Origin of the sequence: Herbidospora mongoliensis, from assembly GCF_001570545.1 — a bacterium.
GTDB lineage: Bacteria > Actinomycetota > Actinomycetes > Streptosporangiales > Streptosporangiaceae > Herbidospora > Herbidospora mongoliensis.
In genome coordinates, this window is the sequence record NZ_BBXD01000009.1 from 245,758 (window position 1) to 267,787 (window position 22,030).

The window sequence follows — 22,030 nt, forward strand, 5'->3', positions numbered from 1 at the left end:
TATGACACACCCGGCCGTCGCCGAGGTCACCGAGCGCATCGCCGAACGCAGCCGGGAGTCCCGCACCGCCTACCTGTCCCGTGTGGACGCCGACGCGGCGGAGCTGCGTCGACGGGGGCCCGCACGGGGCCATCTGGGGTGCGCCAACCTGGCTCACGGATTCGCCGCCGCCGAAGACGACAAGCCGCTGCTGCGGGCCACGACCCGGCCCGGGGTGGCGATCGTGACGTCGTACAACGACATGCTGTCGGCGCACCAGCCCTACGAGAGCTACCCGCCGGAACTCAAGAAGGCGGTGCGCGCGGCCGGGGGTGTCGCGCAGGTCGCCGGGGGTGTGCCGGCCATGTGTGACGGGGTCACCCAGGGCCGGGCGGGGATGGAGCTGTCGCTCTACAGCCGCGACGTCATCGCGATGTCGACGGCGATCGCGCTCTCGCACGACATGTTCGACGCCTCGCTGCTGCTGGGGGTCTGCGACAAGATCGTGCCGGGGCTGTTCATCGGGGCGCTGCGGTTCGGGCACCTGCCGGCGATCTTCGTGCCGGCCGGGCCGATGCGGTCGGGGCTGCCGAACAAGACCAAGGCGCGGGCCCGGCAGTCGTTCGCCGAGGGCAAGATCGACCGCGCGGAGATGCTCGACGCCGAGGCGCGCAGCTACCACTCCCCCGGCACCTGCACCTTCTACGGCACCGCCAACTCCAACCAGCTCCTGATGGAGGTCATGGGCCTGCACCTGCCGGGCTCGACCTTCGTCAACCCGCGCACCGAGATGCGCCAGGCGCTCACCGCCGCCGCCGCGAAGCGGGTGGTGGAGCTGACCGCGCACGGCGACGAGTACACCCCGATCGGGCACGTCGTCGACGAGAAGTCGATCGTCAACGCGGTCGTCGCGCTGCTGGCCTCGGGCGGCTCGACCAACCACACCATGCACCTGGTCGCCATGGCGAACGCCGCCGGAATCACGCTGACCTGGGACGACATGGCGGCGCTTTCGAAGGTCGTACCGCTGCTGACCCGGATGTACCCCAACGGGGAAGCCGATGTGAACCACTTCCACGACGCCGGCGGCATGCAGGTGTTCATCGGCACGCTGCTGGACGCCGGGCTGCTGCACGCCGACGTGCTCACCGTGGCCGGGCGGGGGCTGGACCTCTACCGGTCGGCGCCGGAGTTCAAGGAGGGCGAACTCGTCTGGGCCGAGCGCGCCGAGGGCAGCGGCGACCTGTCGGTGCTGCGCCCCGCCGATGAACCTTTCTCGCCCGACGGCGGGATTCACATGCTCGGCGGCAACCTCGGCCGGGCCGTCTCGAAGGTGTCGGCGGTCAAGCCCGAGCACCTGGTGATCGAGGCGCCCGCGAAGGTCTTCGACGACCAGCTCGACCTGCTGCGCGCCTTCGAGCAGGGTGACCTCGACGGACAGGACTTCGTCGCGGTGGTCCGCTACCAGGGGCCGAGCGCCAACGGCATGCCCGAACTGCACAAGCTCACCCCGCCGCTGGCCGTGCTGCTGGACCGTGGACAGAAGGTGGCGATCGTGACGGACGGCCGCATGTCGGGCGCCTCCGGCAAGGTCCCCGCCGCCATCCACCTGTCACCGGAAGCCGCCAACGGAGGCGCGATCGCGCTGATCAGGGACGGTGACCCCATCAGGCTCGACTCGACCGCGGGGACCCTGGACGTGCTGGCCGACCTGACCGGCCGGACCCCCGACGGGGCTGCCAAATCAGATGACAAATGGGTGGGAACCGGACGCGAGCTTTTTGCCGCCTTCCGTCGTACGGTTGGACCCGCAGAACGCGGTGCCAGCATCTTCGGAGGGTTCTAAGTGAGCTACCCCTGGCTCGTCGCCGACATCGGCGGCACCAACGCACGTTTTGGAATCGTCTCCGGGCCGGGTGCGGCGCCGGAGTCGGTAGCGGTCCTCAACGTGGCCGAGCACCCCGGTTTGCCGGACGCCGTCACCGCCTATCTGGCCGATCACGCCGACGGCGCGCGGCCGGAGGCCGTGTGCGTGGCCATCGCCGGACCGGTCAAGGGTGACCACTACACGCTGACCAACGGCTCCTGGTCCGGGTCGATCACCGACCTGGGCATCCCGCAGGCGAGCGTGCTGAACGACTTCGAGGCGCTGGCGATCTCGCTGCCCCACCTGGCGGGCGACGACCTGGTGCCGCTGGGCGGCCCCTCTCCGGCCGCCGGGATGGTGAAGGCGGTGCTCGGCCCCGGCACGGGGCTGGGCGTGGCCGGGCTGGTGCCGGCCGGCGACGGCTGGGTGCCGGTGCCGGGCGAGGGCGGGCACGTGTCCGTCCCGGCGGTGACCGACCTGGAGTTCGAGATCGTCAAGGCCCTGCGCGGTGACGGCCTGCCCTACGTCGACGCCGAGCACCTGCTCTCGGGGTCGGGCCTGCCCCGGCTGCACCGGGGGCTCTCGCTCGTACGCGGCATCAAGGCCACCCGCAAGAGCGCCTCGGAGATCGTGGCGGGCGACGACGCCGTGTGCCGCGAGACGATCGAGGTCTTCCTCGCCCTGCTGGGCGGGTTCGCCGGGAACGTCGCCCTCACGCTGGGCGCGCGCGGCGGCGTCTACCTGGGCGGCGGGGTGCTGCCCCGGATCGTCGACCGCGTCCGCGACAGCGACTTCCGGGCCCGGTTCGAACTGACCGGCCCCGCCCTGTCCGACTACCTGACCGCCATCGCCACCTCGCTGATCGTCGCCGAGCAGCCCGCCCTGACGGGTGCGGCCGCCTGGCTCCAGCAGCGGGCCACTAGTGTGGAGTACGTATGACTTCCCTCCTCGACATCGCCCCCGTGGTCCCCGTCGTCGTGATCGACGACGCCGCGACCGCCGTGCCGATGGCGCGCGCCCTCGTGGCGGGCGGGCTGCCCGTCATCGAGGTCACCCTGCGCACCGAGGCCGGGCTCGAGTCGATCCGCCGCATCGCCGCCGAGGTCGAGGGCGCGATCGTGGGCGCCGGCACGGTCCGCCGCCCCGCCGACGTCGAGGCCGCGGTCGAGGCCGGGTCGAAGTTCCTGGTCTCCCCGGGCTCCCCGGCGAAACTGATCGACGCGATGCTCGCCTCCGGGGTGCCGTTCCTGCCCGGCGTGGCGACCGCGACCGAGGTCATGGAGCTGTTCGAGCTGGGCCTGCGGGAGATGAAGTTCTTCCCGGCCGAGCAGGCCGGGGGCCTGCCCTATCTCAAGGCGCTGGGCGGCCCGCTGCCCGAGGTGCGCTTCTGTCCCACCGGCGGGATCCGCCTGGCGACCGCGCCCGACTACCTCGCGCTGCCCAACGTCGGCTGCGTCGGCGGCACCTGGCTCACGCCCGCCGACGCGCTGGCCGCCGGCGACTACGCCGCCATCGAGAAACTCGCCGCGGAGGCAGCCACGCTCCGTTGACAGCCTCGCCGGCCAGGCCATCCTCCCTCGGCTGAAACCGGCGACCATGCCCGCGTCCGCAACCCGGAAGAACGGTCATGGATACCCGGGCCCGTGACACCCAACCAGGACGTCACGGGCCCTTTCCATGCCTGCCGCCGGTCGACCGGCGGACCACCAGCTCCGGCTGGAAGACCAGCTCCAGGTTCTTGGACGGGGCGCCGTCGACGATCTCCAGCAGGGTCTCCACCGCCGCCGAGGCCATCGCCCCGACGGGTTTGCGCACCGTCGTCAGCGGCGGATCGGTGAACGCGATCAGCGGCGAGTCGTCGAACCCGACGACCGAGACGTGACCGGGCACGCTGAGCCCCCGCGCGCGGGCGGCCCTGATCGCGCCGAGCGCCATCAGGTCGCTGGCGCAGAAGACGGCCGTGCAGCCCCGGTCGAACAGGGCGCCGGCCGCCGCCTGGCCTCCTTCGACGGTGGCCAGGCTGTGTTCGATGAGGTCGTCGACGTCGGCGACCCGGGTCATCGCCTGGCGGAAGGCCTCGATCTTGCGCAGCGCCGGCACGAAGCGCTTCTGGCCCAGAGCCAGGCCGATGCGTTCGTGGCCGAGGTCGACGAGGTGGCGCACCGCCAGCCGGGTGGCCAGGCGGTCGTCCGGGGAGATGAAAGGCGCCTGGATGCTGTCGTTGTAACCGTCGACCAGGACGATCGGCAGGCCCCGGTCGGTCATCCGGGTGTAGCGGTCCATCCTGGCGGTGGCGTCGGCGTGCAGACCGGAGATGAAGACGATGCCGCTGACGCCCCGGTCGATGAGCATCTCGGTGAACTCGTCTTCGGGGGCGCCGCCGGAGAGCTGCGTACAGAGAACAGGTGTGTAGCCGTGCTGGCTGAGGGCCTTCTCCACCGCCTGGGCGAACGCGGGGAAGATCGGGTTGTCCAGCTCGGGGGTGACCAGGCCGATCAGGCCGTTGCTGCGCTGGCGTAATCGGAGCGGACGTTCGTACCCCATGAAGTCGAGGGCGGTGAGGACGGCCTGCCGGGTCGACGGGGAGACCCCCGCCTTCCCGTTGAGCACACGGCTCACGGTGGCCTCACTGACCCCTGCCTGCACCGCTATGTCGGCGAGCCGGGCGTTGTTCATGCGCGTATCCTCACCGCCGGGCGGCGAATGGGCCAGGAACGCTACTTAACCTTCGCTGCATATTGCAGAAAGTAGGCCGCTCACCTTTGATCCGCCCTTGTCAGGGCCGGAAGTCAAATGAACCTTTCATGGCGGAGTTACGGGAAATGTCATCTGGTGGCCGACAAAGCCATGAAAAGCTGCAGGAAGTTCCACAATCCTCCCGCGCGAGGACCGACGGAACGCCCGGGTTTTCGGGCATCCCAGAACACACGGGTACCCCCGTCTCATTAGGTCACCTCAGGTCCCGGCAACACCCCGGTAACCCCAGGGCCTCCCGTTTTTCACGACATGTATGGACATGGACCGTGCCCACGCGATGTACTACCTCATCAATCACCCAGATGGCGGGCTCCGGGCACTGCGCGCCCGGAAGGGAACGAGAACCTATGAGCCAAGTCGTCCTCGACAACGTCAGCAAGGTCTACCCAGGCGGGTTCCTCGCCGTTGATCGGATGAACCTCCGCGCCGAGGACGGCGAGCTGCTGGTGTTACTGGGCCCGTCCGGCTGCGGGAAGTCGACGCTTCTTCGCATGATCGCCGGGCTGGAGGACATCACCGACGGCGATCTCTGGCTGGGCGGCAAGATCGCCAATCACCTGGCGCCCCGCGACCGCGACGTGGCGATGGTCTTCCAGAACGGCGCCCTCTATCCGCACCGGACCGTCCGCGGCAACCTGTCCTTCCCGCTGGAGATCGCCAAGGCCGACCCTCAGATGGTCCGCGACCGCGTCATCGAGCTGTCGAAGGCGCTGCACATCGACGAGACACTGGACCGCCGGCCTGGAACGCTCTCGGGTGGCCAGCGCCAGCGGGTGGCGATGGGCCGGGCGATAGTGCGTCAGCCGTCGCTCTTCCTGATGGACGAGCCCCTCTCGAACCTCGACGCGGGCATGCGCACCGAACTCCGCATGGAGATCTCCTCTCTTGTACGGGCTCTCGGCGTCACCACCGTCTATGTGACCCACGACCAGATCGAGGCCCTCACGCTGGCCGACCGGATCGCGATCATGAACCGGGGCGTGCTGCAGGACATCGGCACCCCGGCCCAGGTCTACAACGACCCGGCGACCGCGTTCACCGCGGCGTTCCTCAGCTCGCAGCAGCTCAACCTGCTGGCGGCCACGGTGCGTACACCTCAGAACCAGTTCATCCTCCTGGACTTCGGAACACACCAGATCACGATCCCGTGGACCGATCCACGCGCTTACGCTATGTCACAGCACACGGGCAGCCAGATCATCGTGGGCATCCGCCCCGACGCGCTGGCGCCCATGCCCGAGGGCATGGACGGGCCGATGTTCATGGGCCGGGTGCGCACGCTCGAATATCACGGCCACGAGTGGCTGGCCTATGTGGAGGCCGGCATCCCGTCGGTGCCCGTGCCGGAGCCCCCGGACCCGAGATTCGCGATCGCCAACGGCACGAACGGCCACGGCAAGGCCCGTTCGATGATGCGGCGCCTGTTCAACAGCGACGTCGAGGCCGACGACACCCCGTCGGGCCCGCAGCCCGCCGCGGTCGGGCTCGGGTCGCACCGCCGGGCCGACCTGGTCGTCCGGCTGGGCGCGCGGCCGTCGTGGCGGGCGGGCGAGCACGCCCGGGTCGCCGTGGACGTGTCGCGGCTGATGCTGTTCACCCATACAGGCGCCCGGATCGACCCACCACGCCGTTGATCATCGGGTCACTCCGGCGTGGGCCAGCACCGAGACCACGCCGACCAGCCGGGTGACCTTGTCGAGTTCGGCCTTGTGGAACGCCGGGCCCTGGCGCCGCGCCACGATCAGGTGCAGGTCGCCTATCGGGACGCTGAGCAGGTGGAGCGAGCCCTCGCTGAAGGCCGTCGCGCGGGGCGCGGTGATCCGGGTGGCGTTCAGGGTCTCGGGAGCCTGCCAGCTCCCGTGCACGACGTCACCCGACTGGGCGTCGACCGCGACCGCCCATTCCGCGCTGATCAGATCGGGCACCGCGTCGACCAGCGTCAGCACGGCCCGCGCCGGTTCGGCCGCGACGTGGCCGAGCAGGTCGTAGTCGGGATTGGCGCCGGGCACCTCCCTGGTGGGCCAGGCCGCCTCGACCTTGACGCCGGGCACGACGCCGATCCGGTCGCGCAGTTCGTCGGGGCTGAACACGGCCGACCACGACACGGTGAAGTCGTCGATCGCCCGGCCCGCCTCGCGTTCGAGCACGGTCACCTGGAGGATGTCGGCTCCCAGTACGCCGAAGGCCCTGGCCACCTGGCCGAGCACTCCCGGCCGATCGGGCAGCGACACCCGCAGACGCAGCAGCATGACCAGCCTCCTCTCTCACGACCCACATCGGCCCAGGCACATGGCGGAGCCGGCGACAGGTGTAGTTTCCCCGCTGAATCACCACACTGGCCCAGGCACGTTTCGTACTTGTTCCAGCAGGGTGTCCAGCATAAGGCGATGTCCGATTCGGAAACCGGGCTTGGCCTACCTTTGGTGTTGTCGGGGCGGCGCGATGAGATCACGGTGAGTAGCCTCAAGGGATGTCCCTCCCCTGGCTGCGGACCCGCTCGATACGCGCGCGCCTCACGTTCGTCGCGGTGGCCGTGGCGCTGCTGATCCTTATCCCGGTCGGCATCGGCGGCAACATGATCACCCGCAGGCTGGTGATCGACGGCATCTTCGAGGCGAGTCAGGACGTCGCCTCCGTGGTCTCGGCGGAGATCCGGATGGGCAACGTCCCCGCGCCCATCCCGATCCGCGACGGGATCACCTACGTGCAGGTCGTCGCCCCCGGCGGCCGGGTGATCGAGTCGAGCAACCCGGCCCGCGACCTGCCCCCGGTCACCGCCGTCTGGCCGGCCCCCGACAACCGGATCATCCGTTTCACCTCCTGCCCGCTGCCGGACAAGAACTGCGTCTACGGCGTCGGAATAAGAGCCACCCCCGACCCCAACAGCGAGGTCGTGTACGCCGCCCGCGAGGCCCCCAACTTCCTCACCACCCGCAGCCTGGCTCTGGCGATCACACTGCAGGTGGCGCTGCTGACCGCGCTGATCGGCTGGCTGGCCTGGCGCATCACCGGCCGCACCCTCCAGCCGGTGGAGGACATCACCAACGAGCTGGCCGAGATCACCGCCCGCGACCTGTCCCGGCGGGTGCCGATCCCGCCGGGCAACGACGAGATCGCCAAGCTGGCCCGGACCGCCAACGCCACCCTGGGCCGGATGGAGCGGGCGATCGAGCAGCAGCGCCAGTTCGCCGCCGACGCCTCCCACGAGCTTCGCACCCCCATCGCCGGGATCAGGGCCCAGCTGGAGAGCGGCCGGCTCCACGTCGAGGACATGCCGGAGGCGATCGAGGCGGCGCTGCGCGACACCGACCGGCTGGAGGCGATCATCACCGACCTGCTGTTCCTGGCCCGGGTGGGCTCGGCCGACGCCCACGTCAGCGAGCGGGTCGACCTGGCCGGGCTGGTCGGCGCCCGGCTCAAGCCCAGCTCCGAGCGCATGCCGAGGAAGCTGCGCCTGGAGCCGGGCGTGGTCGTCGAGGCGATCGAACCGCAGCTCGCGCGGGCCTTCGGCGAACTGCTCGACAACGCCGACCGGCACGCCGCGAGCGAGGTCACGGTCAGCCTGGTGGCCGAGGGCGACCAGGCCGTGCTGACCGTGCACAACGACGGCGAGACCATCCCCGAGGCCGACCGCGAGCGCATCTTCGAGCGGTTCACCCGTCTCGACACGGCCCGCAGCCGTCAGCGCGGCGGCAGCGGCCTGGGCCTGGCCATCGCCCGTGAGGTCGTCGAGGCCCACCGCGGCACGGTCACGGTGGAGTCCGATCCGGGCGGCGTCAGGTTCGTGATGCGGCTGCCACTCGCCGGTCCGCCACCGCCTGAAGACCGATGAGGTCGTCCGGCGGCGCGTCGGGCACGTCGGCGTCGAACCGGGCCAGCAGCGGCACCCGGAGCGCCACGAGGGCGATGAGGGCGATGGCGGCGGCGAAGATGACGTACAGGAGCCCGATCCCCCGTCCCGCCGGGCCGCCGACGAGGTCCTCCATCAGTTCCGCGCCGAACGGCGCGACCACGCCGAAGGCCAGCGGCAGGGTCGACCAGGCGACCAGCGTGTTCAGCGCGATGACGCGGCCGTGGAACCGCTGCGGGATCTTGACCTGGATGATCGTCGCGTAGACGCCGTTGACGACGGTCAGCGCGAACGACATGCCGAACGCGCCGACCGCGATGATCAGGAGGCTCTGGTCGAGGCCGGTGACCGCGCAGAAGACCGCCAGGCCGAGGGTGGCCAGGAGCATGCCGCGCATCCGGTGGCGGCGCGGGCCGCCCCACAGGGCGACCAGCAGACCGCCGAGCAGCACGCCGACACCGCCCGCGAACGACACCCTGGCGACGTCGCTGACATCCCTGGTGACGTCGGCCAGCACGAGCGGGCTGAGCAGCAGGAACAACGGCGACAGGAAGATGTTGAGCCCGGCGAAGAACAGCAGCATGGCGCGGAAGTTCAGGTTGAACCAGGTGTAGCGGAACCCGCCCACCATCTCGGCCCAGATGGTCTCCCGGCGGCGCAGGCCCATCACCCGGGGGAACTTCACCAGCAGCACCGAGACGATCGCGAAGGTGTAGCTGACGACGTCGATGATCAGGATGCCCTCGAGCCCGATCGTGCCCATCAGCCCGGCGGCGATCAGCGGCACGATGAGCTGGGACGACCCGGTGACCATCTGCACGATGCCGTTGGCGTGGCCGAGCAGCCGTTTCGGCACGAGCTGCGGGATCGACGCGCCGTAGGCGAGGCGCTGGAAGGTCAGCGCTATCGACAGGATCGCGAGCAGCGGGTAGATCGTCCAGAGGTGCAGGTTCCCGGTCCACAGCAGGATGCCCAGGGCGAGCTGGGTCGACCAGGCGCCCACGTCTCCGGCGAGCATGACCTTGCGGCGGTCGTACCGGTCGACGATCACGCCCGCGAACGGGGCGATCAGCATGCCGGGCAGCAGGCCGATGACGGAGAACAGCGCGAAGTTGACCAGTGAGCCGGTGGTGATGTAGATCCACAGCGGCACGGCGAACTCGGTCAGGGCCGAGCCGATGATCGAGACGAGCTGCCCGGCGGCGACCGCGCCGAACCGCTTCATGCTCGGCTTCGGGCCCTCGTCGGTGACGGGCTCCTCAGAGGTGGCCTGGGTCCACCAGGTGCTCTCGGCGGTCCGGGGCACCACCTCGCGGGTGGTGACGATCTCGGCGAGCTCCTCGGCGCGGTGCTTGAGGAAGAAGTGGCCGGCCTCGTCGAGGACCACGCACGAGCTGGCCGGGGCCAGCCGGAGCCATTCGCGGAAGCGCTCCTGGTAGAACTCGGTGGCCGGGTCGCGTTCGCCGACGACCGCCACGATCGGGGCGTTGATCACCGGGCCGCCCGACTCCGACCAGAGCTTGGTGAAGTAGCCCTCGGCCTCGCGGGTGCCCTCGCGCCGGTTCTGGATGATCGCCTTGAGCTGGTCGTCGTCGAGCTCCTCGACGTCGAGACCGGCCGCGATGAGGCCGTTGGCCCACATCCGGTCCGAGCGCATCTTCTCGGCCATGGTGCGGATCTTCCCCACCACCGAGCTGGGCCTGGAGAAGGGGAAGACGCCGCCGAGGTGCAGGACCTCGACCTCACGCCCGGCCGCCTCCAGACGGCGGACGATCTCCACCGCGAGCATCACGCCCAGGCCGCAGTGACCGTAGAGGGCGATCGGGCCGGGGACCCGCTCCAGGATCTCCTTGGCGCACTCGTCGGCGACCTCGGGGATCGGCCGCCCCACCTCGTCGAGGCCCCACTCCTGGCCGGGGACGGCGACGGAGTAGAGGGCGACGTGGTCGGGCAGCGCGTCGGCGAGGGGCTGGTAGATCGCGGCGCTGCCGCCGCCGTAGGGGACGCAGACGAGGTTGGTGGTCGTGCGTCTCGGTGGGGTGAGGCGATGCAGGAACTTTCTCGGCCCGTCGTCCTTTCTCGACGCCAGGGCTCTGACCGTGCGGTACTTGAAGATGTCCATGATCGTCACCGGGCGTTCGGTGACGCGGCGGAGCTTGGCCACAACCTGGGCCGCGAGCAGGGAGTGGCCGCCGAGGGCGAAGAAGTCGTCTTCGGCGCCGACCTGGTCAACGCCCAATACGGCGGCCCAGACGTCGGCGATGGCCTGTTCCAGCTCGTTCGCCGGAGGGACGAAGACCGATTCGGCCTGGCGGTCGGTGCCCGGGTCGGGCAGCGCCGCGCGGTCGACCTTGCCGTGGGACTTCAGCGGGAGGGCGTCGAGCCAGACGTACCGCGACGGGATCATGTAGTCGGGCAGCAGGTCGGCCAGTTCGGTGCGCAGGTCGCGGGCCTCGCCGACCAGGTAGGCGACCAGGCGGTCGTCACGCAGTTCGACGACGGCCTGGCCGACTCCCTCGCGGTCGGCCAGGACGATCTCGATCTCGGCGAGTTCCACCCGGTAGCCGCGGACCTTCACCTGGAGGTCGCGGCGGCCGAGGAACTGGAGCTCGCCGGAGGGCAGCCAGCGGCCGAGGTCGCCGGTGCGGTACATGCGGGCGCCGGGTTCGCCGAACGGGTCGGGCACGAACTTCTCGGCGGTGAGGGCCGGCCGGTTCAGATAGCCCCGGGCCAGCCGGTCGCCGCCGAGGTGGACCTCGCCGGGGACGCCGACCGGGCAGGGGTTCCCGGCCGGGTCGAGCACGTAGACGCGGGCGCCCGGCAGCGGGCGGCCGATCGGGAGCAGGCCCTTCTCGTCGTCGTGGACGTCGTGGGTGGTGACGCCGACGGTGGCCTCGGTGGGACCGTAGTGGTTGACCACCCGCAGCCCCGGCCTGCGCAGGCTCGCGGCCCACTCCGCCGGCGACGCCTCGCCGCCGAGGAGGAGCAGTTCCTTCGGCAGGACGTCGGCCTCGGGCAGCAGCGACGCCAGGTGCGACGGGGTGATCTTCAGGTAGTCGCTGTCCGCCATCGTCACGGCGAGTTCTTCGGCCGGGAGGCGCGGGTTGAGCAGCGTCAGCGTGCCGCCGGTCATCAGCGACAGGTAGAAGACCGTGATGCCGAAGTCGAAGCTCAGCGACTGGAGGAGGGCGTAGGAGCCGCCTTCCCTGGGCTCCAGGCGCTCGCGGACGCCCGAGAGATAGGTGAGGATCTGCCGGTGCTGCACCGCCACGCCCTTGGGGCGGCCGGTGGTGCCGGAGGTGTAGATGACGTAGGCGAGGTCGTCTTCCGAGACCTCCGGAAGTGCTCCGGAGCCGCGTTCGTCCGGGGTGACCGTGTGCGAGATGCCGGGCAGCTCGCGCCGGGTCACGGCGATGTCGATGCCGGCGTCCTCGACCAGGTAGGCGAGGCGGTCGTCGGGTTGCGCCGGGTCAAGCGGCACATAGGCGGCGCCCGCCTTCAGGACCCCCAGGATGGCGACCGCGATCTCGGCCGACTGCTCCAGGCAGACGGCGATCCGGGAGTCGCGTCCGGCGCCCAGGTCGCGTAATCGGGCGGCGAGGGCGGCGGAACGTTCCGCCAGTTCGCCGTAAGTGAGGTCGACGCCGTCGCACCTGATGGCCACGCGGTCGGCGGGCCCGTCGACCACCTCGTGCAGGAGCGTTCCGGCCCTGTCGGCGACGACACCGCCGTCGGAGAAGGTCAGCACCTCCCCGGCGGGGAGGGGGTAGGACGAAATCGGGTGGTTCGGGTCGGCGACGACCTGGGCCAGCAGCGCCGAGAAGTGGCCGGCGAAGCGTTCGATCGTGGTCAGATCGAAGAGATCGGTGTTGTACGCGAACTGGGCCCAGTAGCCGCCGGGACGCTCGTACAGGTAGAGCGACAGGTCGAAGCGGCTCACCCCGGCCTCGACCCGGAACGGGGTCAGCGTCAGGCCGTGACCGTCGAGGCCCTGGCGCCAGTTCTGCAGCGCCATCGTCACCTGGGCGATCGGCGAGCGGGAGACGTCGCGCTCGACCTCCAGCTCCTGGACCAGGCGGTCGAACGGGAGTTCCTGGTGGGCGAAGGCGTCGAGGGCGCGGTCGCGGACCCTGGCCACCAAATCGGTGAACGTCGGGTCGCCCGCGAGGTCGGCCCGCATGGCGAGGGTGTTGATGAACATCCCGGCCACGTCGTCGAGTTCGGGAACGCTCCGGCCCGCGCTCGGGGAGGCGACGGCGAAGTCGTCCTGGCCGGTGCAGCGGCCCAGCAGCACCTGGAAGGTCGCCAGCAGGACCATGTACGGCGTCACGGTGCCGTCGCGGGCGATGGCGACGTCCACCGGGACCTCGTACACCGCCCCGGCGTGGCCCATCTCGGGCGGGCGCGGGCGGTCGGTGGGCAGGTCGAGCACCGGGACGTCCGCCAGGTGCTCGCGCCAGTGCGCGATGTCCTTCGCGTGGTCGCGGTCGCGCTGCCAGACGGCGTAGTCGGCGTAGGCGACCTTCGGCGGCGGCTTCAGCGCGTCGCCGCGGGCCAGCGAGAGCAGCTCCGACAACAGGATGTCGTGCGACCAGCCGTCGGTGACCAGGTGGTGGGCGGCCAGCAGCAGGATCCGGTCGGCGGGCGAGAGCCGGACCACCAGGGCGCGCAGCAGCGGGCCGTGCTCCAGGTCGAACGGGCGCTTCAGCGCGGTCTCGATGATCTGCCGGGCCTCGTCCTCGGTGCCGGCCTCCCGCAGGAGGAACTCGGCCCCGGCCTCGGGCCGCAGGGTCACCACCGGGACGCCGTCGTCGTCGCCGGCGAACCGGGTGCGGAACACCTCGTGCCGGGCCGCGACCTGGTGGAACGCGTCTTCCAGCACCGCGTCGTCGAGGTCGCCCTCAAGACGGATGGTGAGCGGGACGGTGTATGTAGTGGTGCCCGGCCGATACTGCTCCAGGAACCACAATCGCTCCTGGGCCGGTGAGAGCACGAGCGGCGCGGCCGGATCGCGCGGGGGGATGACCCTGGTCTCCTCCCTGCGTCGTAACCGCTGGGCGAGGAGGGCCTTCTTGTCGGCCGACAGTGTGCTCACTGGAAACGTCTCCCGACGACGGTTTGTCAATTTCCCTTACTGTAAATAGTCTTTACAGATAAGCGGAGATCGTCAGTCTCGCACGGCCTTCACGTGCGGGCAATCACTGAAACGAGGGCTTGTCGGCCCCTCCATCGGCGTGGTTCACTGACGCCGATCGCGCTAACTGTAAGCAAACTTTCCAGTTTTAGTTTGGCGGTTCTCCCCTTGGCTCGCGCGCTTTCCCCCGGGCAGGAACGCCTGTGGTTCCTGCACCAGCTCGACCCCGCCGACCCGTCCTACACGACGTGCCACGCCTACCGGCTGCGCGGCCCCCTCGACCCGGCGCGACTGGCGCGGGCGTTCGAGACCGCGGCGTCCCGGCAGGAGAGTCTGCGCACCCGGTTCCCGACCGCGGCGGCCGAGGTGCTGCCACCGGGACCGGTGCCCATGACGCAGGTCACGGCGGCGGACACGGACGAGGCCCAGGAGGTGGTGCGGGAGCTGGCCAACTCGCCGATGGACCTGTCGCAGCCGCCGATCAAGGTCGTGCTGATCCGGCTGGCCGCCGACGACCACGTGCTGGCGATCGCCCTGCACCACATCATCGCCGACGGCCTGTCGGTGGGGATCCTGGCCCGCGAGCTGGCCGACGCCTACAGCGGATCTGGAGCGCTCCCACCACCGAACCCGCAGGTCGCCGGCGCTGCGGAGACCGACGCGGGCTGGTGGGTCGAACGGCTCAGGGGCGTGCCGGTGCTGGACCTGCCCACCGACCTGCCCCGCCCGGCGCGGCGGAGCGGCCTGGGCGGCGAGGTGGTCGTCACGATCGACGCGGCGACCTCCGCGAAAGCCGCCGAGACGGCGCGGAACATGCGGGCGACCCCGTTCATGCTCTATCTGACGGCGTTCGCGGTGTTCCTGTCGCGGCACTCGGGCCAGGACGACTTCTGCGTCGGCACCCCGGTCTCCCGCCGCGACGACGTGCGCCAGGAGAACGTCATCGGCCACCTGACCAGCATGCTTCCCCTGCGATTAACGCCGGCGGGCACCTTCGCCGAGGCCGTCAAGGCCACCCGGCGGACGGTGATCGAGGCCATGTCGCACGCCGACGTGCCGCTGGAGAAGGTCATCGCCGACCTCGGCCTCCCCCGCGACCTGAGCCGCACCCCGGTCTTCCAGACCATGTTCGCCCTGCACAGCTACACCGCCGACGCGATAGCGAGCCCCCTGCCCGGTCTCGACGCGGAGGCCTTCGCCACCGGCTACACCGGCGCCCGATGCGACCTGTCGCTCGACCTGTGGCCCCACAGCGACGGCTCGATGACGGGCTCGCTCATCTACAGCGACGAACTGTTCACCGAGGCCACGGCCGGGAACATGGGCGCCCGGTTCCTGACCCTCCTGGACGCCCTCCTCGACGACCCCACGCAGCCGCTGGACACGGCCGACCTGCTGCCCGCCGGCGAGCGGGCCTGGCTGACCGAGCAGGGCGCGGGCGCACCCGGCTACGAGGTCGCCACGTGGACCTCCCTGTTCGTCGAGCAGGCCGCCAGGACCCCCGACGCGCTCGCCGTCGACGACGTCACCTACGACGAACTGCTCCGCTGGGCGAAGTCGGTGGCGGCGTCGCTGCCCCCGGCGGCGCTGGTCGCGATCAGGACCTCGCGGGGCGTCCAGACGATCGTGGCGATGCTCGCGGCGCATTTCGCCGGGGCCGCCTATCTGCCGGTCGACCCGGCCTATCCGCAGGCGCGCGTTGAATACATTCTGAAAGATTCAGGCGCCGAGGTCGTTCTACGCGACGAGGACCTCGTCGTCCCCGAGAGCGAATTCACTCCGACCAGCCCTGACACCTTCGCTTACATTCTCTACACCTCCGGGTCAACAGGCCGGCCGAAAGGCGTCGTCGTCAGCCACCCCGCGCTGGCGAACCTGCTCCTCGGCATGCGGGACATCGTCGGGTCGACGCCGCACGACGTCTGGCTCGCGCTGACCAGCACCGCGTTCGACATCTCGGCGGTGGAACTGTTCCTGCCGCTCATCACGGGCGGCCGGGTCGTGTTCGCCGAAGACGCCAGAGACGCCCAGGTCGTCGCCGACCTGATCCGCGACAACGGGGTCACCCACGTGCAGGCCACGCCGTCGGGCTGGCGCGTGCTGCTCACCGCCGACTTCCCGCCGGTCACCGCGATCACCGCCGGCGAACCCCTGCCGCCCAAGCTGGCCAGGGAGCTGACCGGCCGCACCCGGCGGCTGATCAACGGATACGGCCCCACCGAGACGACCATCTACTCGACCACCTGGGACGTCCCCCGCGACGCCGAGGCCATCAGCATCGGCCGCCCGACGCCCGGCACGGTGATCCGCGTGGTCGCCGGAAACGGCGACCTGGCCCCGATAGGGGTGCCCGGCGAGCTGCGCATCGGCGGGCTCGGGCTGGCCCTGGGCTACCACGACCGGCCCGACCTGACCGCCGAGAAGTTCACGCCCGACGGGTTCTACCGGACCGGCGACCTGGTCCGGATGCTCGGCGACGGGACCCTGGAGTTCCTCGGACGGACCGACAACCAGGTCAAACTCCGGGGGCACCGCATCGAGCTCGGCGAGATCGAGACCGTGCTGGAGTCGATCGACGGGGTCGGCCAGGCGGTGGTGGCGCTCCAGGACGACACCATCGTCGCCTTCGTCACCGGCGACGACGCCAACGTCCGGGACGAGACCCGGCGGGTGCTGCCGGCGTACATGGTGCCGAGCCGGGTCGTCGTGCTGGACGCGCTGCCGCTGACGCCCAACGGGAAGGTCGACCGGAAGGCGCTGCCGAAGGCCGAGGTGACCACCGCGCCGTCCCGGATGCTGAAGTCGCGGTCCGAGCGGCTGGTCGCCAAGGTGTTCTCGGACGTGCTGAAGACCGCCATGCCGGGGGCCGACGACGACTTCTTCGCGCTGGGCGGGCACTCGCTGCTGGCCACCCGGGTCATCGCGCGGCTGCCGGTCCGGCTGCCGGTGAGCGCGGTGTTCCTGCACCCGACGGTCGCCGGGCTGGCCGCCCAGGTCGACGGGGCCCGGCCGCCGGTCGAGCACGTGCCGTCGCCGCGCCCCGCCGGGACGACGCCGCCGCTGTCGGCCGGGCAGGAGCGTCTCTGGTTCCTCAACCGGCTCCACCCGGACACCGACGCCGGGTTCAACATGTGGCTGGTCCGCCATCTCGACGGCGAGCTCGACCGGTCACGGCTCCAGGACGCGCTCACGACGGTCGCCTCGCGGCACGAGATCCTGCGGACCGCCTTCCCCGCCGTCGACGGCGAGCCCGTCGTGGAGATCCAGGACGTCACGCCCGTCATCGAGTGGATCACCGCCGACGACGCCGCGCGGCCGGTCGCCGACCGGGTGAACACGCCGTTCGACCTCACCGCTGGCCCGGCGATCAGGGTCACCGTGGCCGAGGTTCCGGACGGCCACGTGCTCTGCGTCGTCGCCCACCACATCACCGGCGACGGGGTGTCGCTGAACATCCTGCTCGACGAGCTCGCCGACGCCTACTCGGGCGTCGAACTGCCGCCGGTGCCGCTCCAGTTCGGCGACGTCGCCGTCTGGCAGCGGGCCCGCGACAGCGGCAAGGCGGTCGACTACTGGCGGCGGCAGCTCGCCGAGCCGACACCGCTCGACCTGCACCCCGACCGGCCGCGCACCGGCGGCGCCGGGCCGAGCGCGCTCGTGACGTTCCGGCTCAGCCTGGCCGAGACCGAACGGCTGATCACGCTGGCGCGGGACAACCGGGTGACGCTGTTCATGGCGCTGCTGGCCGCCTACCAGACCACGCTGGCGCGGCACACCGGGCGTACCGACATCCTCGTCGGCACCTCCAACGCCGGACGCGACACCGTCGCGCTCGAATCGGTGATCGGCTATCTGACCGACATCCTGGTGCTGCGCGGCGATCTGTCGGGCGACCCGCTGTTCTCCGAGGTGCTGCTGAAGACCAGGATGGCCGTCCTGGACGCCTTCCAGCACCGGGGCGTGCCGTTCGAGAAGCTGGTCAGCGAGCTGCGGCTGGAGCGCGACCTGACCAGGACGCCGGTGTTCCAGACGATGGCGATCCTGCACACCCACGAGACCGGCCGGGTGCCGCGCCCGTTCGCCGGGCTGACGGTGACCGACCTGCCGAGCGGGCACGCCCAGGCCAAGTTCGACCTCCTGCTGGAGGCCTGGCAGGACCCCGAGGGCCTGCACGTCCAGCTCGAGTACGACACGCTCCTCTACGACGCCTCGACGGCGCGTGGCCTGGCCGCGCGGCTGGAGACGCTGCTGCGCGGCGTCATCGCCGACCCGGCGCGGCGGCTGTCCGAGCTGCCGCTGCTCACGTCGGCCGACGGGGAGTTCCTCGACCAGGTCATGCACGGCCCCGCGCTCCCCGACCCCGAACGGGTCCCCGCGATGATCGCCCGGCAGATCGCCGAGCGGCCCGACGCGGTGGCCATCCGGACCGACGGGCGCACCGTCGCCTACGGGGAGCTCCCGATCGCCGTGCACGCCCCCGGACGCACCATCCGGGAGGTCGGGCTGGACCGCACCCCCGAGGGCATCGGCGCGCTCCTGGGCGCCTGGGCGTCGGGCGCCGCCTATCTGCCGATCGACCCGGCGCTGCCCGAGTCGCGGAAGGCGTTCCTGCGCGAGGAGGCCGCCGGAGGGAGTCACGAGGACGCGGCCTATGTGCTGTTCACCTCGGGCTCGACCGGGATGCCGAAGGGCGTCGTGGTCGGGCACCAGGCGCTGGCCGCGCGGGTGGCGTGGATGCGGGAGGCCTACGAGCTCACCCCCGACGACCACGTGGTGCAGTTCGCGGCCTACTCGTTCGACACGCACGCCGAGGAGATCTATCCGGCGCTGGCCGCCGGGGCGACCCTCGAACTGCTGCCCGACGGGCCGCTGACGCTGCCGTCGTTCCTGGCCTCGCCGCGTGGGCGGGACGTGACGGTGCTCGACCTGCCGACCGCCTACTTCCACGAGCTGGTCACGCTCGACGTGGACATGCCGCCCCGGCTGCGGCTGGTCATCCTCGGTGGCGAGGAGCTGAGCGGGGCCGCCGTGGCGCGATGGCGGGCGCGGTTCGGTGATTCGGTACGGCTGGTCAACACCTACGGGCCGACCGAGGGCACCATCATCGCGACCGCCGGAGACGTCACCGGCGAGGAGCGGCCGCCGATCGGGCGGCCCGTCGGCGGGGTGATCGCGCTGGTCCTCGACGGCCACGGGCACCCGGTGCCGCCGGGGATGCCGGGCGAGCTGTGCCTGGGCGGTTCGGGGCTGGCCGACGGCTACCTGAACCGGCCCTCGCTGACCGCCGAGCGGTTCCAGCCGACCCCCCACGGGCGGGTCTACCGGACCGGCGACCGGGCCCGCTTCCTGGCCGACGGGCGGCTGGAGTTCCTCGGCCGGGTCGACGACCAGGTCAAGGTGCGCGGGCACCGGGTCGAACCGGCGGAGGTCGAGCTGCGGCTGGCCGCGCATCCGTCGGTCACCGGAGCCGTCGTGATCGCCGACGAGGGCCGCCTGGTCGCCTACCTCACCGGCACCCGGACCGACCTCGCCGAGTGGGTGGGGGGCGCGCTGCCGTCGTACATGATCCCCTCGGTCTGGATGTGGCTGGACGCGCTGCCGCTGACCCCCCACGGCAAGGTGGACAGACGCGGCCTGCCCGCCCCCGACGCCGGCGCCTCGCTCGGGCACGTCGAACCGCGCGGCGACGCCGAGACCCTCGTCGCCGAGGTGTACGGGGAGGTCCTCGGCCTCACCGGGGTCGGCGCCCTGGACGACTTCTTCGCCATCGGCGGCCACTCGCTGCTCGCGGCCCGCGCGCTGGCCCGGATCCGGGCGATGACCGGCGTCGAGGTGCCGATCCGGGTCATCTTCGACGCGCCCACCGTCGAACAGCTGGCCGCCGCGGTCGAGGACCTGATCGTCGCCGAACTGGACGAGCTCTCCGACGAGGAGGCCGCCGCCCTCGTCCACGGGAGGCCCCAATGAAGTTCTCCGGGCTGCCGTCCCGTGAGGCCCCGCTCACGATGGGCCAGGCCAACATGGTCCGGTGTGTGCTCACCGACCCGCCGGAGCACATGAACTACCGGGTGGTCCGTCCGCTGCCGCCCGGGGTGTCGGTGGCGGAGGCGGTGCTCAAGCTGGTGGCCCGGCACGAGTCGCTGCGCACGACCTTCCACGGCGACGTGCAGCGGGTGCACGGCTCCGGCGAGGTCGCGGTCGGCCCCGAGGCCGATCACACGGTGCGGTTCGACCTGGAGAACGAACTGCCACTGCGGGTGGGGGTGTCCGGCGACCAGGTGACCCTGGTGACCACCCACAGCGCGGCCGACGCCGCCGGGCTCGCCGTGCTGCTGGCCGACTGGGACGACATCGTCGTCGGCAAACCGCTCGAAGCGGTCATCGCGCCGCAACCCGTCGACGTCGCGCTGGCCGAGACGTCGACCGCCGGCCGGCGGCGGGCCGAGGCGGCGCTGCGGTACTGGGACGGGGCGCTGTCCCGGGTGCCTCGCTCCACCCTGGCCGTCTCCGTCGACGACACCGGGCACGAGTGGCGGCTGCCCCGGCTCCGGGTGCGGTCCGCCGGGGCCGCCCGCGCGCTGGCGCGTATCACCGCGCGGACCGGGGTGACCGGGTCGACGGCCGTGCTCGCCGCCTACGCCGCGCTGGCCGGGGTGCGGGGCGGGGTGCCGCTGACGGGCGTGCTGTCGATCTCGGCCAACCGCTTCCAGCCCGATCTGCGGTCGTATGTGGGGCCGCTCGCGCAGGACGCGCTGGTCCCGGTGCCTGTGGCCTCCTCTTTCGAGGAGGTGCTCGCGGGGATGCGGGGGGCGGCGCTGGGGGCGTACCAGAACAGCAGGTTCGACGCGGACGCGCTGATCTCGATCATGGAGCGGGTGCAGCGGGAACGGGGTGTGTTCTTCGCCCGTGACCTGGTGTTCAACGACATGAGCGGCACCGGGCGGACCGGCCGTCCGGCCACCTCCGGTGACGAGGTGCGGGCGGTCTGGCTGCCGGAGGCGACCCTGCCGTGCCGGACGGCGCTGTGGGTGCACCGGCTGCACGGGGAGCTGGATCTGACGTTGTGGGCCGACCCCCGGGTGCTGCCGCGGCAGGACGCGCTTCTGCTCGGCGAGGGCATCGCGAAGCTGTTGATCGCGGCCGGGAATGGCAATGCAAGTGACATTTCCGAAATTTCAGGAATTGCACCGATTAGCCGAGATGAATCCTGGGTGTTCACCGACGGACAATGGGTTTCCCTGCCCGAAGTGACGCGATTGGTCATCGATGCCTGCGGGGCGACGGCATCAATTGATCGCGAACTGGTCTGCCGCGTGGATACGGCACTGACGCCCCGGGAATTGCACACGGAATGCCTGCGCCTGCTGCCCGGACGAATGGCGGCCATCACCCCCCGCCACTATTTCGTGGCGGGGTCGGACGGGCCGGGCCGCTGACGGCATGAGCGTCCTGCCCGCGATGTGATCACCAGGCGCGGGCCAGGTCACGGCAGCAATGTCGGAAGTGCCCGTTCGAGGGCTCGGGTCCAGTAGGGCCAGTCGTGGGTGCCGTTGCCGTAGAGGTCGGTCTCGACGGTCAGCCCCGCCATCTTGGCCGCGCGGATGAAGCGCTGGCTCTGCCGCAGGATCGACTGTTCGCCGGAGTCGGTGCCGCCACCGGAGTCGAGTTCGCCCGGTTCGCCGTTGCCCGCCGACACGTAGAGGCGCAGGCCCTTGAGCTTGGGCGCGAGGTCGGCGGGGTTGTGGGCGCGCCAGTTGTCCTCCCGGCCCGGGAGCGGGCCCCAGAGTTTGTCGGGGTCGGCGCCGTTGTCGCGGAGGAACGAGGAGAAACCCGGCACGTCCATCCGGATGTCGAGCACCCCGGAGAAGGACGCCACCGCCTCGAACACCCCGGGGTTGCGGGCGGCGTACCCGAGAGCGCCGTGGCCGCCCATCGACAGGCCGGCGATGGCGCGGCGCTCCCCGACGCCGTAGAGGTCCTCGACGAGGGTGCGGACCTCCTTCATGTGGAAGGTCTCCCAGGCAGGGCCGTCGAGCCAGTCGGCGTACCAGCCGTCGCTGCCGCCTTCGGGGACCACCACGACGGCCGAAAGGTTCGCGGTCACCTTCGCGGCGTCGCCCTTGGACAGCCAGGTGTCACCGGTCGGCTCGCAGCAGCCGTGCAGCAGGTAGAGGACCGGCCAGCCGGTCGAACCCTCGGTCCAGCCCGCCGGTTTGAGCACGCGCACCTGCGCGTCGCGCCCGAGCGCCGCCGAGGCGATCGTCAGGGCGTCCTGACGGTCGTCCACCGCCGTCCTCTCGGCGATGCGGGGGGTGAGGGCGGTCGTCAAAGGGGCCTGCCTTTCCTGAGGGGCGTCGGTGCAAGCGGCCGACAGAAGAACCATAGGTAAACACACAACCAGCAAAAGTCGTCGCATATGTGACTTCTATCTGAAGTTTGATCA

General features: G+C 71.1%; 11 protein-coding genes. 7 read left to right on the forward strand and 4 right to left on the reverse strand.

Annotated elements, in window-relative coordinates:
- Position 1: 1 nt before the first annotated feature.
- The 3 genes from edd to eda are packed head-to-tail and all read left to right on the forward strand — an operon-like array spanning position 2 to position 3,396.
- On the forward strand, positions 2 to 1,825 hold the full coding sequence (gene edd, locus AW272_RS05560) for a phosphogluconate dehydratase (RefSeq protein WP_066361516.1): 1,824 nt from the start codon (positions 2 to 4) through the stop codon (positions 1,823 to 1,825).
- Complete coding sequence (locus tag AW272_RS05565; protein WP_066361518.1) at positions 1,826 to 2,785, forward strand: glucokinase; 960 nt, start codon at positions 1,826 to 1,828, stop codon at positions 2,783 to 2,785.
- A complete protein-coding gene (eda, locus tag AW272_RS05570; RefSeq protein ID WP_066361519.1) occupies positions 2,782 to 3,396 on the forward strand; it encodes a bifunctional 4-hydroxy-2-oxoglutarate aldolase/2-dehydro-3-deoxy-phosphogluconate aldolase in 615 nt (204 codons plus the stop codon). Before AW272_RS05565 ends, eda begins: the two co-directional genes overlap by 4 nt.
- Before the next feature lie 112 nt (positions 3,397 to 3,508).
- Here the strand turns inward: eda and AW272_RS05575 are convergent, their stop codons facing one another.
- Positions 3,509 to 4,522 (reverse strand): LacI family DNA-binding transcriptional regulator, encoded by a 1,014-nt coding sequence (locus tag AW272_RS05575; protein ID WP_066361520.1) that lies wholly within the window; start codon positions 4,520 to 4,522, stop codon positions 3,509 to 3,511.
- Positions 4,523 to 4,950: 428 nt separating this feature from the next.
- Here AW272_RS05575 and AW272_RS05580 point away from each other — a divergent pair, with 428 nt between their 5' ends.
- A complete protein-coding gene (locus AW272_RS05580) occupies positions 4,951 to 6,237 on the forward strand; it encodes an ABC transporter ATP-binding protein (RefSeq protein WP_066361521.1) in 1,287 nt (428 codons plus the stop codon).
- Here the strand turns inward: AW272_RS05580 and AW272_RS05585 are convergent, their stop codons facing one another.
- Complete coding sequence (locus AW272_RS05585; RefSeq protein ID WP_066361522.1) at positions 6,238 to 6,852, reverse strand: ACT domain-containing protein; 615 nt, start codon at positions 6,850 to 6,852, stop codon at positions 6,238 to 6,240.
- A 221-nt stretch (positions 6,853 to 7,073) separates the two neighbouring features.
- On the opposite strand from AW272_RS05585, the gene AW272_RS05590 reads away from it, so the two are divergent.
- Positions 7,074 to 8,435 carry a sensor histidine kinase gene (locus tag AW272_RS05590; protein WP_066361524.1) on the forward strand — a complete coding sequence of 454 codons (1,362 nt, stop codon included), beginning with the start codon at positions 7,074 to 7,076 and terminating at the stop codon, positions 8,433 to 8,435.
- Here AW272_RS05590 and AW272_RS05595 read toward each other — a convergent pair.
- Positions 8,380 to 13,548: a non-ribosomal peptide synthetase/MFS transporter gene (locus AW272_RS05595; RefSeq protein ID WP_066361526.1), complete on the reverse strand. Its 5,169-nt coding sequence runs from the start codon at positions 13,546 to 13,548 to the stop codon at positions 8,380 to 8,382. The two genes, AW272_RS05590 and AW272_RS05595, sit on opposite strands and share 56 nt — an antisense overlap.
- A gap of 207 nt (positions 13,549 to 13,755) precedes the next feature.
- Here AW272_RS05595 and AW272_RS05600 point away from each other — a divergent pair, with 207 nt between their 5' ends.
- Entirely contained in the window at positions 13,756 to 19,554 is a 5,799-nt protein-coding gene (locus AW272_RS05600) for a non-ribosomal peptide synthetase (protein ID WP_066361527.1), read from the forward strand.
- On the forward strand, positions 19,551 to 21,023 hold the full coding sequence (locus AW272_RS05605) for a hypothetical protein (protein WP_066361528.1): 1,473 nt from the start codon (positions 19,551 to 19,553) through the stop codon (positions 21,021 to 21,023). The genes AW272_RS05600 and AW272_RS05605 overlap by 4 nt, the downstream gene beginning before the upstream one ends.
- A gap of 47 nt (positions 21,024 to 21,070) precedes the next feature.
- On the opposite strand, the gene AW272_RS05610 is transcribed toward AW272_RS05605, so the two are convergent.
- On the reverse strand, positions 21,071 to 21,916 hold the full coding sequence (locus AW272_RS05610) for an alpha/beta hydrolase (RefSeq protein ID WP_169807496.1): 846 nt from the start codon (positions 21,914 to 21,916) through the stop codon (positions 21,071 to 21,073).
- Between the last annotated feature and the right edge of the window lie 114 nt (positions 21,917 to 22,030).

Coding starts and splice junctions, on each gene's coding strand:
- eda (WP_066361519.1), top strand. CDS start 2,782: ATGACTTCCCTCCTCGACATCGCCCCCGTGGTCCCCGTCGTCGTGATC.
- edd (WP_066361516.1), top strand. CDS start 2: ATGACACACCCGGCCGTCGCCGAGGTCACCGAGCGCATCGCCGAACGC.
- AW272_RS05585 (WP_066361522.1), bottom strand. CDS start 6,852: ATGCTGCTGCGTCTGCGGGTGTCGCTGCCCGATCGGCCGGGAGTGCTC.
- AW272_RS05605 (WP_066361528.1), top strand. CDS start 19,551: ATGAAGTTCTCCGGGCTGCCGTCCCGTGAGGCCCCGCTCACGATGGGC.
- AW272_RS05590 (WP_066361524.1), top strand. CDS start 7,074: ATGTCCCTCCCCTGGCTGCGGACCCGCTCGATACGCGCGCGCCTCACG.
- AW272_RS05575 (WP_066361520.1), bottom strand. CDS start 4,522: ATGAACAACGCCCGGCTCGCCGACATAGCGGTGCAGGCAGGGGTCAGT.
- AW272_RS05580 (WP_066361521.1), top strand. CDS start 4,951: ATGAGCCAAGTCGTCCTCGACAACGTCAGCAAGGTCTACCCAGGCGGG.